The sequence below is a fragment of the Isoptericola luteus genome (assembly GCF_020297055.1).
GTDB lineage: Bacteria > Actinomycetota > Actinomycetes > Actinomycetales > Cellulomonadaceae > Isoptericola > Isoptericola luteus.
In genome coordinates, this window is the sequence record NZ_JAIXCQ010000011.1 from 32143 (window position 1) to 45265 (window position 13123).

Here is a 13123-nt window from a genome sequence, read left to right on the forward strand (position 1 = left end):
CTCTACCAGCCGTTCGGGCTGAGGATCTTGCGGATGCGCTTCTCGCTGACGGCGCCGTCGGTGCCGAGCTGCTGCGCGAACAGCGAGACCCGCAGCTCCTCGACGAGCCAGCGCACCTCGGCGAGCTCGGCGGCGCGCGCCGGGTCGGCGGGGCCCGTCGCGTAGGCGGCGCGCGCCTTGTCGTAGGCCTCGGTGACGTCGTGCACGCGCCAGGCCAGCTCGGCGTCCCGCGTGGGGTTGCCCTGGGCCTTCTCCAGGCGGGCCGACGCCGCACGCAGGTAGCGCACCAGGTGCGGGAGGCGCCGCGGCGGGGTCGCGGCGACGAACCCGTCGTGGACGATGCCGGCCACCTGGCCGCGGACGTCCTGGAGCGTGTTGAGCAGCGCCAGGGACGACGACGCGCGCACCTCGCCCTCGACGGTGCGCCAGGCGCTCAGCGCGGCGACGGCGTGCCCGACGACCCGGTGCACCTCGTCCTCGAGGTGCCGCCGGACGAACGCCACCGCGTCCACGTACGACGCGGCGTCCACGACACGGGCGGCCACGGGACCGCCCGTGGGGGTGCCGTGCGCCTTCGCCGCGTCCGGGCTGGTCAGCGCGGTGACGGCCGCGAGCTGCAGGTCGGCCACGAGGGCCTCGGTGTTCCGGTACGGCGCCGCCGCGAGCGTGAGCGACTGCGACGCCGTCCAGCGCGAGGTGATCCGCCCCGCCTGGAGCGCGGTCTCGCCCAGCAGCAGCCTCCGCACGCCGCGGGCGTGCGCGTCGTCGCGGCCCGACACGTCGGCCAGGACCCGCAGCGCCACCGACGGCCTGCGCTTGGCGTCCTCCTCCTCGACGAGCGCCGGGTACCCGCGCACGACGACGCCCCCGCCGAGGTCGGTCGACACGGCCGACGGCAGCGCGCCGTCGGGCAGCCCTGTGGGCCACGTGCTCAGGCCCACCTGCTCGGCCACGACCCGGGGTGCGCCGCCGGACCCGTCCGCGGCGGGAGCCGCCGCGCGGGCGGACGGGCTTGCGGGGGTGGTGGGCGGGAGCCCCGGAGGTCCGGCCTGGCGTCCGGGCGTGCCCGACGCGGCCGGGGCCCGCACCCCGGCCCCGGTGGCGGACGCACGGCGTGCCTCCTCGAGGGCGACGCCGACCGCGCCCTTGACGGCGGCCCGCACCGCGGCCTCGGACCTCGCGGCCAGCCTCCGCTGGAGGGCGAGCAGGTCCTTGGACTCGTCGACCAGGGCCGGGGCCGCCGCGCGGGGCTTGCGGCCGCGGCCCTTGCCCTGGGGGCCCGGGGCGTCCTGCGCGGGAGCACGCGGGCCCTCCTCGACGCGGAACGTCATGCGCAGGTGCGCGGGCAGCCGCTCGACCCGCTCGGCGTCCCAGACCTCGTCCGGGATGTCGACGCCGCGCAGCGCCCGGACGGCGCGCGTGAACTCGACGTGGAAGGGCGCGGCCATGTCCCCGGCACGGGTCAGGTCGTCCCACGACGGCGTGTGCTCGCGCAGCCAGCCGGCGACGGCGGCGCCGATGTCGGGCGCGGGCACGAGCTCGCGCCGCACCGTCTTGGGCAGGGAGCGGATGGTGGCGACGCACAGCTCGTCGAGCAGGCCGGGCACCATCCAGTCGAAGCCGTCGGGGGTGACGCGATTGAGGATCGACAACGGCACGTGCACCGTGACGCCGTCGGCCGCGGTGCCGGGGGAGAACTGGTAGGTGAGCGGCAGGGTGACCTCGCCCTGCGTCCACGCCTGGGGGAACTCGCCCGTGTCGACGGCGTCGGTGTCCACGAGCTGGTCGAGCGTGAACGTCAGCAGGTCCGGGGTCTCGCGCTGCGCCTGCTTCCACCAGGTGTCGAAGTGCGCGGCGCTGACGACGGACGCCGGCACCCGCTCGTCGTAGAACGCGAACAGGTCGTCCTCGGAGGCGACGAGCCCGCGCCGGCGGGAGCGCGCCTCGAGCTCTTCGGCCTCGGCGAGCAGGCGCCGGTTCTCGGCGAAGAACCGGTGGTGCGTGGTCCACTGCCCTTCGACGAGCGCGTGCCGCACGAACATCTCGCGCGCGGCCTCGGCGTCGACCTTGGCGAACAGCACGGGGCGGTCGGCGACGATCGGCACCCCGTACAGCAGCACCTTCTCCGTGGCCACGGCCGCGCCCTGCTTGGTGGACCAGTGCGGGTCGGAGTAGGTGCGCTTCGCGAGCGGGCCTGCGAGCTCCTCCGCCCACTCCGGCCGGATGCGGGCGACGTCGCGCGCCCAGAGCCGCGACGTCTCGACCAGCTCGCCCGCCATGATCCACTCCGGCGGCTTCTTGCTCAGCGGCGAGCCGGGGAAGATGGCGAACCGCGCGCCGCGGGCGCCCACGTACTCGTTGCGCGCCCGCTTGGCGGCCTGCCGCAGCGCGCGGGCGCGGGCCTCGCCCCGCAGGTGCGCGACCGACGACGCCTTGATCTCGCCCGTGTCCTGCATGCCGAGCTGGCTGAGCAGCCCCGCCAGCAGCGAGCGGTGGATGGTGTCGCCGTCCCAGCTGTGCCGATGGTGCGCGAGGTCCGCGGCGTCGGTGCTCGGGCTACCATCCGCGCCGCTCGTTCCTCGCGACGCTCCCGCCAGACCCTCCACGCCCTTCGCATCCGACGCCGCGGACCCCGCGCCGTCGCGCCCGGACGGCCGGGTGGTGTTGGGGGTGTAGCGCATGTCGATCCCGAGCGGCTTGGACATCTCGCGGAGCTGGGCGACGACGTCCTGCCACTCGCGGATCCGTAGGAAGTTCAGGTGCTCCGCCTTGCACATGCGGCGGAACGCGGACGAGCCCATCTCGTGCTGCTGGCCGCGCACGTACTCCCACAGGTTGAGGTAGGTGAGGAAGTCGGAGTGCGGGTCGGTGAACCGCGCGTGGAGCTGGTCGGCCTGGGCCCGCGTCTCGGCGGGACGCTCCCGCGGGTCCTGGATGGACAGGACGGCGGCGATGATCGCGACCTCGCGCGCCACGCCCTGCTTCGCGCCCTCGATGATCATGCGTGCCAGGCGCGGGTCCATCGGGAGCTGGGCGAGGGTGCGCCCGACGTCGGTGAGCCGGGTCCGGCCGTCCTGGTTCGCCAGGGCGCCGAGCTCGGTGAGGAGCTGCACGCCGTCGCGCACCGAGCGGGTGTCGGGCGGCTCGACGAACGGGAAGCGCGCGACGTCGTCAGGCGTGGAGACGACGCCGACGCTGATCATCTGCAGCAGCACGGACGCGAGCGAGGTGCGCAGGATCTCGGGCTCGGTGAACTCCGGCCGGCCGAGGAAGTCCTCCTCGGAGTACAGGCGGATCGCCACGCCGTCGGCCACCCGGCCCGAGCGGCCGGATCGCTGGTTGGCCGACGCCTGGCTGACGGGCTCGATCGGCAGGCGCTGCACCTTGGTCGCCTTGGAGTAGCGCGAGATGCGTGCGGTGCCCGGGTCGACGACGTAGTGGATGCCCGGCACGGTCAGCGACGTCTCGGCGACGTTCGTCGACAGCACGATGCGCCGGCCCGCGTGGGACTCGAAGACGCGGTGCTGCTCCGCGGCCGACAGCCGCGAGTACAGCGGCAGGATCTCGACGTGCTGCGGGTGCTTCGGGTCGCGGACCCGCTCCTTGAGGTGCCCTTCCAGCGCGTCGGCGGCGTCGTGGATCTCCCGCTCGCCGGAGAGGAAGACGAGGATGTCACCCGGCCCCTCGCGCATCAGCTCGTCGCAGGCCTCCACGATGCCGGTGACGAGGTCCTTCTCGTCGCGGTCGGAGCCGCCCTTGGCCTTCTTGGGTTGGTCCGGGTCGGTGTCGGGGGAGAGGGGCCGCCAGCGGATCTCCACCGGGTACGTGCGCCCGGTGACCTCGACGACGGGCGCGGCGTCGGGCAGGACGTCGACCACGGCCTCGGGCGCACCACCGACCTCCGCCAGGTGGGCCGGCGAGAAGTGTGCCGCGAAGCGCGCCGAGTCGATCGTCGCCGACGTGATGACGAGCTTGAGGTCCGGACGCCGGGGCAGCAGGCGCGACAGGTAGCCGAGCAGGAAGTCGATGTTCAGCGACCGCTCGTGCGCCTCGTCGATGACGATCGTGTCGTAGGCCAGCAGGTCCGGGTCCCGCTGGATCTGCGCCAGCAGGATGCCGTCGGTCATGACCTTGACGAGCGTCGAGTCGCTGGACTGGTCGGTGAACCGCACCTGGTAGCCGACGACGCCGCCCAGCTCGGTCCCGAGCTCGGACGCCACCCGCTCGGCGACCGACCGGGCCGCGATCCGGCGCGGCTGCGTGTGCCCGATCTGCCCGGCGCGCCCGCGGCCGAGCTCCAGCAGGATCTTGGGCAGCTGCGTCGTCTTGCCCGAGCCGGTCTCGCCCGCGACCACGACCACCTGGTGCGTGCGGATCGCGGACGCGATGTCCTCCCGGCGGGCCGAGACCGGGAGCTGCTCCGGGTAGACGATAGGCGGCACCTCGACGGCGGCACGCTTCGCGGCCGCCTTCTCGAGCTGCTCGCGGCTGACCCGGCGGGGGCCGGAGCGCTGGGGGGCGCCGCGGTTCCCGGCGCGGTTCTCGCGGCCCTGGCCGCCGCCCTGGCCGCGCCCGCGGCCCCGGCGGCGGGGACGACGCGCACCGCCGTCGTCCGACGACGACTGCGGTGCGGGGCTGGGCTCGGTGCTCACGACGTCCCATTCTCTCAACGTCCGCAAGGTGATTCGCGCGCTCAGGGGGAATGGCGCGCGACGGCGGGAGGCGAAGGGGTCTCGCCCGCGAAGGCGGACCTGCTGGGAGCGGTTCCATGATCGGGCCGCCGCAGTGGCCGACCACGACCGGAGGAGGCGCCGATGAGGGGACGCGTCACGACGCTGCGGGACGTCGCCGACCGGGCGGGCGTCTCACCCACCACGGTGACGCGGCTCATCAACGCCCACGGCTTCGTCAGCCGGGACGCGCGAGCCGCGATCCGGCAGGCCATCGACGACCTGGGCTACGTGCCGTCGGCGCTACCGACTCCCCGGCCGGGCACCGCCGACTCCCGATCGTCGCAGTCATCGCGGCCGCCGCCATCGCGACCGCGCTGGCCTACCGCGGCATGGTCCTGTTCGGACTCGAGGTCGCCGGCATGGTGCCCGCCGAGGCATACATGCTCGCCGGGTTTCTCGAGATCGCCCTGATCGCCGTCGCGCTCATGGCGCGCAGCGCGGCCCTCGACGGCCGCCCATACGAACTCCCAGATGTGACTTGCGCCGTTATATGGCGGGGTTCTATCGGGGTTGTGTGGCGGCCGGGTCAGCTGACGCCGATGACGAGGGTGCTCGCGGTGCTACCGGGCCCGGCCCAGGTGCTTCACATGCGCAACCGGTCAACCCGCGTCAGGCGTTGTGAGGCTGGATGACGATCTTGCCGGTGGCGTGGCCGCTCTCGACCGCAGCAATGGCTTCGCCCGCGTCCTCCAGCGGGTAGAGGGCCGAGACGTTGGGGTCGACGAGGTTGTATTCGATGACGCCGGTGATCTTCTCCAGTGCCTCGGTGGTGCGCTTCAGGGGACTGCCGCCGAGCTCGGTGACGGTGTCGGGGTCGGCGGCGGAGATGATCCTGGCCGGGTCGGTGACGAGTCCGGCGACCTGACGCAGGGCATCGCCACCGACGAGGTCCAGGATCAGGTCTACCCCCTCGGGGGCGATCTGGCGCACCTGGTCGGCGACATTTGCACCGGAGGGGATGAACGTTGCTCCGGTGGCTTGAACGATCTCGCGCTTGGCCTGCGAGGCGATGCCGATGACGGTGAACTGGTGGACCTTGCCGATCTGGGCGGCCATGAGTCCGACACCGCCGCCGGCCCCGAGGATGAGGAGCTGCTGGCCGGGCTCGAGCTCGATCTGGTGGGTGGCGTCGTAGGCGGTGGCCCCGGCGACGGGGATGGTGGCCGCGTCGGCGAAGGCGATCTCGTCCGGCTTGGCCACGGCATCGGTAGCGCGCACGAGGGTGTCCTCGGCGAAGGCGCCGTAGTCCGGGACCACATGGCCGAGGATCTCGTCGCCCACGGCGAAGCTTTCGACTCCCTCACCGAGGGCGGTGACGACACCGGAGACCTCCTGACCCATGGGGGCCGGCAACGGCTGGTCCCGACGGTAGCGGCCGGCGCGGATCTTGTAGTCGACGGGGTTGACACCGGCGGCGCGGACCCGGACGGCGAGCTCACCGGGGCCGGGCTGCGGCGCTGGACGGTCGATGAGTGCCTGGGTCTCGGGGCCGCCGAAGTCGGTGAATACGTACACCTTGGACATGGGGTTCTTCTCCTTCTGCTGTGTGTTCGAAGCGGGTGAGACAGGTGCGGCCAACAGCCGCTGAGTTCGCTGCGCGGGGATGGCCGGTCAGGCGGCGGTGGGAGGTTCGTCCTGGCCAGCGGCCTCGGCGGCGTCGGCTTCTTCCTTGGTGGGGTAGGCGCCGTCGGCCGCGTGCTCGGGCGGGGAGTAGATGGTGTAGAGCACGAGCGGCTCGTCGCCGGTGTTGCGGAAGTTGTGCCGGGCGCCGGCGGGGACGGCGCACTGGTCACCGGCCTCGATCGGGTGGGTATGGCCGTTGAGGTCGGCCTGACCGGCCCCGCTGACGAAGGTCAGGATCTGGTCGGTGTGCTCGTGGACCTCCTCACCGATCTCGCCACCGGCGGAGATCGTCATGATGACGATCTGGGCGTGCTGGCCGGTCCACAGCACCCGGCGGAAGTCGGGATTGTCCTGGGCGACCCGCGCGATGGTGAAGTGCTCGACGTTGCCCTCGATGGTGAAGTGTTCTTCGTTACTCATGATTCCTCCTGTTGTGGTTGTGCCGGGCTTACCCGGCGGTGATACATCCGCGCCTGGCCGGGACGGTGGATGAGGCGTCCCGCCCGGGGTAGAGGGTCAGGACCGGACCGCAGCTGGGATCGGTGCGGCGGTGGCTGGCGCGGAAGGTGTCGCCGTGGTGCTGGTGGTGTCCTGGTGGCGGCGCAGCAAGCGCATGGCGTTGACGATCACGACCAGGACCGAGGCTTCGTGGACGAGCATCCCGATGGACATGGTCACTCCGCCGAGCAGCACTCCGGCCAGCAGCACGGCCACGGTGATCAGGGCGATGGTGATGTTCTGGCGCATGTTGTTCACGGTGCGCCGGGCCAGGCCGATCGCTTCGGGGAGCTTGAGCAGGTTGTCGCCCATGAGGGCGATGTCGGCGGTCTCTACGGCCACGGCCGAGCCGGCCGCACCCATGGCTACGCCGATATCGGCGGTGGCCAGGGCCGGGGCGTCGTTGACGCCGTCACCGACCATGGCCACGACGTGACCCTGACGCTGCAGGTCCGCGACTGCGTCGAGCTTGTCCTCGGGCAGCAGGCCGGCGCGGACCTCATCGACCCCGGTCGCCGCACCAACTGCCTTCGCCACCAGCGGGGCGTCACCGGTGAGCATGACCACCTTCTTCACCCCGGCGTCGTGCAGACGGGCGACCATCTGCGCCGCGTCGGGACGGACCTCATCAGCCACCGCGACCACACCAGCCACCGCATCCTCCACGGCCACGATCATCGCCGTCCTGCCCGCTGCGGCGAGCTCCTCAGCGGCCTGCCCGGCGCCAACAGTGTCGGCGATGCCGTACTGCTCCAGCAGCGCCACGTTGCCGATGAGGACCCGGCGCCCGCCGATGGTGGCAGTGATGCCCTTGCCAGGCACGGGCTCGGTGACCTCGGGCAGCCCCGACGTGGCCAGCCCCTCCGCGGCTGCTGCCTCCAGGATGGGTCGGGCGAGCGGGTGCTCGGAGCCGGCCTCGGCCCGGGCTGCCCAGGTCAGCACCTGGGCGCGATCCATGGCTGGGGCCAGGACGACGACGTCGGTCAGGTGCGGGCGGCCCTTGGTCAGGGTGCCGGTCTTGTCCACCGCGACGGCGGTGATCTTGCCGGAGGTCTCCAGGTACTCCCCACCCTTGATGAGGATGCCGTCCTTGGCGGCCCGGCCGATGCCGGCGACGATGGAGACCGGGATGGAGATGACCAGCGCGCCGGGGCAGCCGATGACCAGCAGGGTCAGCCCGAGCACGACGTCACCGGTGAGCAGGCCCACCACGAGGGCCAGGACCATGATGGCCGGGGTGTACCAGGCGGAGAACCGGTCCATGAACTGGGCGGTCTTGGCCTTGGCGTCCTGGGCGTCCTCCACGCGGTGGATGATGCGGGCCAGCGTGGTGTCGGCGCCGATGCCGGTGGCGAGCACCTGGAGGAACCCACCCTTGGCGACGGTTCCGGCGAAGACGTGGTCGCCCTTGGACTTCTCCACGGGGATGGACTCCCCGGTGATGGAGGCCTCGTCCAGGGCGCCGGTGCCGGCCACGACCTCGCCGTCCACCGGGACCTTAGCGCCGTTCTTGACCAGGACGATCTCGCCCATGGCCACGCTCGCAGCGGGCACCTCCACCTGCACGCCGTCGCGCATGACCACGGCCACGTCTGGGGCCACGGCCACCAGCTCGGCCAGTGCCGAGCGGGTCTTGTTCAGCGTTGCGGACTCCAGGGCGTGCCCGATGGCGAAGAGGAAGGTCACCGCGGCGGCCTCCCAGTACTCCCCGATGATCACCGCGCCGATCGCGGCCACCGAGACCAGCAGGTCGATGCCGATGACCCGGGCCATGAGCGCCCGGGCTGCCTTGGTCACGATCGGGGTACCCGCGACCACGGCGGCGGCCACCATGAAGGCGTTGCTCCACGCATCGGAACCGAGGCCGCGGGCCACGAAGAACGAGATGAGGATCAGCGCCCCGGAGACCACTGGGATCGCCCACCTGCCGTACCACCACTGCTGCAGCTTGTTCATAGCTGTTCGACCTTCCTGTAGCTGTCCAACCCCAGTTCGGGGTGCTGACAACGACGTTATGAAGATCGGCACCGGGCAACCATGACCGGCGTCAATCAACCGCACACCCATCCGTGCACCGCCGCCGGGGCTGCTCTAGCGTGCTGGCGCAATGAAGAGCGTCACCGCCGAGTTGATCGGCGGTGACGCTTAGCTGGTCCGGCTCAGAATGCGACCGGACGAGCCACGTAGCCTCGGCCCGCGGGCGCCCATGACCACACCCCAGTCCGCGGGGCCCGTGGGGCCGGGTGTCACGCGCATGGCGGGACGGCCCCGTCAGGTTCGCCTGGTTGCCAGTTCCTCCACCATCAGGCCCAGACCGCTACCGAGCATGAAGACGTCCCGAGCGATCCCCATGCCAGCCGGCGCTGGACGGATTCCGTCATCACGGGTGAACCCTGGCGTCTTGAGGTACACGGCCATCAATGCGGCCGAGAATCCACTTAGGCCGGCCGCGGCCACCTGGGTGGGTACCATCGGGGCTAGTAGCGCCGTGCCCAGAGCGATCTCGAAGGTCGACAACGCCTTCCCGAAGCGGACCGGGTCCATCTTCTTCAAGAACGGGAACGCGTTGGCGGCCTGGTCCCGCAGCCCCGTTGCCCCGTCGACGTCCAATGACCGCTTAGTGATTCCGGTGTTCAATATGAAGGCCCCGCTCGCCAGGCGCGGCGGGACATGGTGAAGCTTGACGCTCATAGCAATCTCTCCTGAGTTCTTGGGACGTGGGTCTACCAGCGGTTCACACGTGAGAATGCAGCGGGCAGGCTTCCGCTGATCATTGACGGGCCCGGCGGCCCGGTGCGGCCCTCATGGGTGGCGGGATGACGCCCGGGCAGTGCGCTCGCGCTTGGTCTGGGCACCGGTCGACGTCCCTGGTCGCCCTAGTGGAGGCGGGTCCTAGGTCCTCCGAGATAACGCTTGCGGTAACGCCGGCACCGCCGACGGTCACCAGGATGTCCTCGACGTCCAAGCGTCGGGGGTCGTAGTCGACGTCAACCCGGTGCGAGTGCAGATCGATGTGCACGGCCTGCACCCCGGAAGACGCTTCAGGTGCCGGTTGATGTCGGTGGCGCACGAGGGGCAGAAAAACTCGCCCAGGCGCAGCTGCAGGTGCGCCGCCTGTGCCATGACGCTCACTGTCCTTCTCCTTGGCGCGGCGGGCGTCAGAACGCGGCAGGCTTGGCGACGTACCCGGCCTTGCCCACAGCGGCGATCAGGTCCTCGACGCTGGCCTTGGCCGGGTCGTGGTCGACCTCGATGCGTGCCGAGGCGAACTGGACCTTCACGGCGCTGACGCCGTCCAGGCGTCCGACACGCTTCTCGATCTTCGCCACGCAGGAGGGGCAGGAGAAGCCTTCGGCGCGCAGGGTCGTGTGGGTGGTGGTGGGAGCGGTGGTGCTCATGGTGTGTTCCTTCCTTCTCTGACGAGGTCTCACCCTTCTTGGGTGCTGACTACGACGTTACGAGCGGGCCAGGAACCGAACCATGACGTGCATCAATCAACCGCAGCAGACGTGAGAGAGTCCTCGCCCCTCAGGCACTGGCGGCCACGGTGGCGAGCAGACGGTCGCCGTCCAGGATGGCGGTCCATCTGCGGCCGGAGTCGATGATGCCGTCCTTGCGGAGCTGGCTCATTACCCGGGAGACGGACTCCGGTGTCGAACCGGTCATGCCGGCCAGGTCAGTGCGAGACAGCGGCAACTGGATCAATGTGGCACCGGAGGAGCTGTCCTGGCCGAACTTCTCGGCTAGGCGCAACAGCGTGGTCGCTACCCGCTGGGCGACGGTGGCGGTGGATTGCGCGGTGACGTCCGCACGCGCTTGCGCTAGCAGCGCGGTGACGTCGTCCACCACCCGTAGGGCGACCTCGGGGTGTTGCGTCATGACATCGCGGAAAGCGCGTGTGTCGATGCGTAACGCGCAGGTGGTGGTCAGGGCGCGAACGGTTTCGGGGTAGGTGGGCTGGCCCAGGGTGTGCATGCCTCCGAAGAGGTCGCCAGGGGCCAGGAGATCGACGACGACGTCCTGGCCGTTCGGGGTCGGGCGGGAGACCTTGGCGCGCCCGGCTGCCATGACGTAGAGATGTTCGGCCACGTCGCCGGCTGTGTAGAGCGGGTCGTCCTCAGCCCAGGACAGCGAGACCATGCGGTGGTCGATACCGACAAGATCCTCGTGGGACAGACCGGCGAAGAGCGGCACCTGGCCGAGAACCTTCATGCGTACCGGCAATGGACAGTGATGGGGCTGGGCGCAGGTTGAGCGCAGCGGGACTCGTCGTCGGCCAGGTGCGCCGGTAGCCGAATTGACCGGGGAGGATGCACCGTGCGATGCGGCGGAGCCGGGTTCGCTGCTCACGATTGCCTCCTGAAAGTGATGCTAGATGCGCCGAGACGAATAAGCACGTGCTTCGTCTCATTATTGGTAGCCGTAATGGTCAGGCGAGCGTGTATTCGCCCGCCTCCTGCACGGCTGCCTCGATGGCCGAGCGGTTCAGCTCGACGTCGTCCTTGTGCTTGAGGATGATGCGCGCTTCGCCGTCGGGAATGATCTCGGTGGCGACGGCACCGATACCTGCCACGAGATAGAGCCTGTCCTTGATGGCCCGCGCATCCTCGGCTGTGGTCATGCCGGCGACGGTGTAGATAGTGCTGATCATGCCCTGCTCCTGTCAGATCCGGCCGTTGAACGCCTGCATCGCGGCGTCCTCACGGGTGCCGCCACGACCCTCACCGTACGCGGCGTAGTCGGTGATCCACTCGATGGACTTGATCCACTTGACCATCTTGTACCCATGGTTCGACTCCACCCGCAGCCGCAGCGGCGCGCCCAGATGCACCTCCAACGGGTGCCCGTTGCGCTCGTACGCCAGGATCGTGTCGTCCTCGGCGACCGTGTCGAGGTCCAGCACCGCGTAGAACGGTTCCCGCGGCCGGTGGTCCCACATCTCCTGGGCCAGGCCGTGGGAGGTGATCATCACGTAGTTGGCACCCTCCGGGGGAGGTCCGAGGACCTCGAGGAGGTCACGGAGCCGGACGCCGGCCCATTTGGAGGTGGCCGACCAGCCCTGCATGCAGGTGTGGACCGCGATGTACTCGGTCTTCGGGAGCTGACGCAAGTCCCCCAGGCTCAGCTGCAGCGTCTTACCGCTCAGCTCACCACCGAGCTCGAGGCGCCAGTCACGGAAGCCGCTGTCCCGGTGGGCGAGCCACTCCGTGGACTCGTCCTTGGTCGGCGGGAGCCCGTTGGTCCAGTGGAACTCCGAGATGTCCTTCTCGGTGTAAGTACTCTGGCGTCCCATGCGGGGCTTCATCCAGTTCAGGGTGACCTTGCGGATCGGCTCAGTCAGCGCCACGAGCACGCGCTGGGAGCGCGGGCGGTCGGCCAGCGTGAGGTAGCTCAGAGCGATCCACAAGCCGATAACGACGACGATCGTGGCGATCGCGATGGTGAAGGCCTGCGCGTATCGGGCGGTGTCGGTGACACCGAAGACCATGTGCGGCAGGTTGTACTCGGGGTGGACCAAGAACACCAGACCGATGTGCATCACGATGAAAATGCTCATCAGGACCATGCCGATGAAGTGCAGCGAACGAGCGCCCTGGTGCCCACCCCACAGCTTCAGGTACCAGGGGAAGCGCGAACGCACGGCCGGGGACATCGCGATACCTGTCAGGATCAGCAACGGCGCCAAGATGAAGACGACGCCGGTGTAGGTGAGCATCTGCAGCGCGTCGTAGGGCTGGAAATGCTCGATCGAGGGCACGCCGAAGCCGAGGTAGATCCGCATGGATTCCCACGCCTCGGGGAACACATCCCACGAGTTCGGCACGATCCGCCGCCACAGGCCGGTGCCGAACAGCAGGACGACGTAAAGCAGGCCGTTGATCAACCACAGCGTCACTCCCAGTCCGTGCCAGTGCCGCCCCAGGCCGATGTTCTTCTTCCCCGGCAAGGTCAGCAGCGGGCTGGCGGATCGCTCGTCCATGAGGGAGGTGTAGACGCCCTCCTCCTTCGGCAGCTCCCGGCGGGTGAACTTGATCCACTCAGTGCCCGGCTTGGAGTCATTGCGCCACCACAGGCGGGGCAGCGAGGCGAGAATTTCCCACCCGCTGCGCAGCACAATCCCCATTAGGACAAAGTTGAGCAGGTGTGTAGCCCGCAGCCAGAGCGGGAAATCCGGGTCCAAGAATGCCTCCATAGATCGTCGCCGGCTGTAGCCGCGCCTGTCCTCGCCACACTAAGCCGCCCACCTATCCCGGGCATCTACGGGCTGC

General features: G+C 70.2%; 10 protein-coding genes. 1 reads left to right on the top strand and 9 read right to left on the bottom strand.

Annotation, left to right across the window (positions count from 1 at the left end; genetic code table 11):
• Positions 1–2 precede the first annotated feature (2 nt).
• Positions 3–4652 carry an ATP-dependent RNA helicase HrpA gene (gene hrpA / locus LEP48_RS14620; protein WP_225563472.1) on the bottom strand — a complete coding sequence of 1550 codons (4650 nt, stop codon included), beginning with the start codon at positions 4650–4652 and terminating at the stop codon, positions 3–5.
• A gap of 162 nt (positions 4653–4814) precedes the next feature.
• Between hrpA and LEP48_RS18945 the strand changes: the two genes are divergently transcribed.
• Positions 4815–5144: a LacI family DNA-binding transcriptional regulator gene (locus LEP48_RS18945; RefSeq protein WP_225563473.1), complete on the top strand. Its 330-nt coding sequence runs from the start codon at positions 4815–4817 to the stop codon at positions 5142–5144.
• Positions 5145–5342: 198 nt separating this feature from the next.
• On the opposite strand, the gene LEP48_RS14630 is transcribed toward LEP48_RS18945, so the two are convergent.
• From LEP48_RS14630 to LEP48_RS14665, 8 genes are all read right to left on the bottom strand, one after another.
• Positions 5343–6257 (bottom strand): NADP-dependent oxidoreductase, encoded by a 915-nt coding sequence (locus LEP48_RS14630; protein ID WP_225563474.1) that lies wholly within the window; start codon positions 6255–6257, stop codon positions 5343–5345.
• 87 nt (positions 6258–6344) lie between these two features.
• Complete coding sequence (locus LEP48_RS14635; protein WP_188524003.1) at positions 6345–6776, bottom strand: cupin domain-containing protein; 432 nt, start codon at positions 6774–6776, stop codon at positions 6345–6347.
• A gap of 96 nt (positions 6777–6872) precedes the next feature.
• Positions 6873–8810 (bottom strand): heavy metal translocating P-type ATPase, encoded by a 1938-nt coding sequence (locus tag LEP48_RS14640; protein ID WP_225563475.1) that lies wholly within the window; start codon positions 8808–8810, stop codon positions 6873–6875.
• 315 nt (positions 8811–9125) lie between these two features.
• Positions 9126–9545, bottom strand: a complete 420-nt coding sequence (locus LEP48_RS14645; RefSeq protein WP_225563476.1) for a hypothetical protein — start codon at positions 9543–9545, stop codon at positions 9126–9128.
• A gap of 467 nt (positions 9546–10012) precedes the next feature.
• The gene (locus LEP48_RS14650; protein ID WP_154795784.1) at positions 10013–10252 is read right to left on the bottom strand and encodes a heavy-metal-associated domain-containing protein; all 240 of its coding nucleotides are present in this window, start codon (positions 10250–10252) and stop codon (positions 10013–10015) included.
• Positions 10253–10382: 130 nt separating this feature from the next.
• Positions 10383–11204: a Crp/Fnr family transcriptional regulator gene (locus LEP48_RS14655; protein ID WP_225563477.1), complete on the bottom strand. Its 822-nt coding sequence runs from the start codon at positions 11202–11204 to the stop codon at positions 10383–10385.
• Positions 11205–11283: 79 nt separating this feature from the next.
• The gene (locus tag LEP48_RS14660; RefSeq protein ID WP_168631482.1) at positions 11284–11505 is read right to left on the bottom strand and encodes a hypothetical protein; all 222 of its coding nucleotides are present in this window, start codon (positions 11503–11505) and stop codon (positions 11284–11286) included.
• 12 nt (positions 11506–11517) lie between these two features.
• Entirely contained in the window at positions 11518–13035 is a 1518-nt protein-coding gene (locus LEP48_RS14665) for a molybdopterin-dependent oxidoreductase (protein WP_225563478.1), read from the bottom strand.
• Between the last annotated feature and the right edge of the window lie 88 nt (positions 13036–13123).

Excerpts from the sequence above, each read along its gene's own strand:
- LEP48_RS14645 (WP_225563476.1), bottom strand. The coding sequence starts at position 9,545 with ATGAGCGTCAAGCTTCACCATGTCCCGCCGCGCCTGGCGAGCGGGGCC.
- LEP48_RS14640 (WP_225563475.1), bottom strand. The coding sequence starts at position 8,810 with ATGAACAAGCTGCAGCAGTGGTGGTACGGCAGGTGGGCGATCCCAGTG.
- LEP48_RS14660 (WP_168631482.1), bottom strand. The coding sequence starts at position 11,505 with ATGATCAGCACTATCTACACCGTCGCCGGCATGACCACAGCCGAGGAT.
- LEP48_RS14630 (WP_225563474.1), bottom strand. The coding sequence starts at position 6,257 with ATGTCCAAGGTGTACGTATTCACCGACTTCGGCGGCCCCGAGACCCAG.
- LEP48_RS18945 (WP_225563473.1), top strand. The coding sequence starts at position 4,815 with ATGAGGGGACGCGTCACGACGCTGCGGGACGTCGCCGACCGGGCGGGC.
- LEP48_RS14635 (WP_188524003.1), bottom strand. The coding sequence starts at position 6,776 with ATGAGTAACGAAGAACACTTCACCATCGAGGGCAACGTCGAGCACTTC.
- LEP48_RS14650 (WP_154795784.1), bottom strand. The coding sequence starts at position 10,252 with ATGAGCACCACCGCTCCCACCACCACCCACACGACCCTGCGCGCCGAA.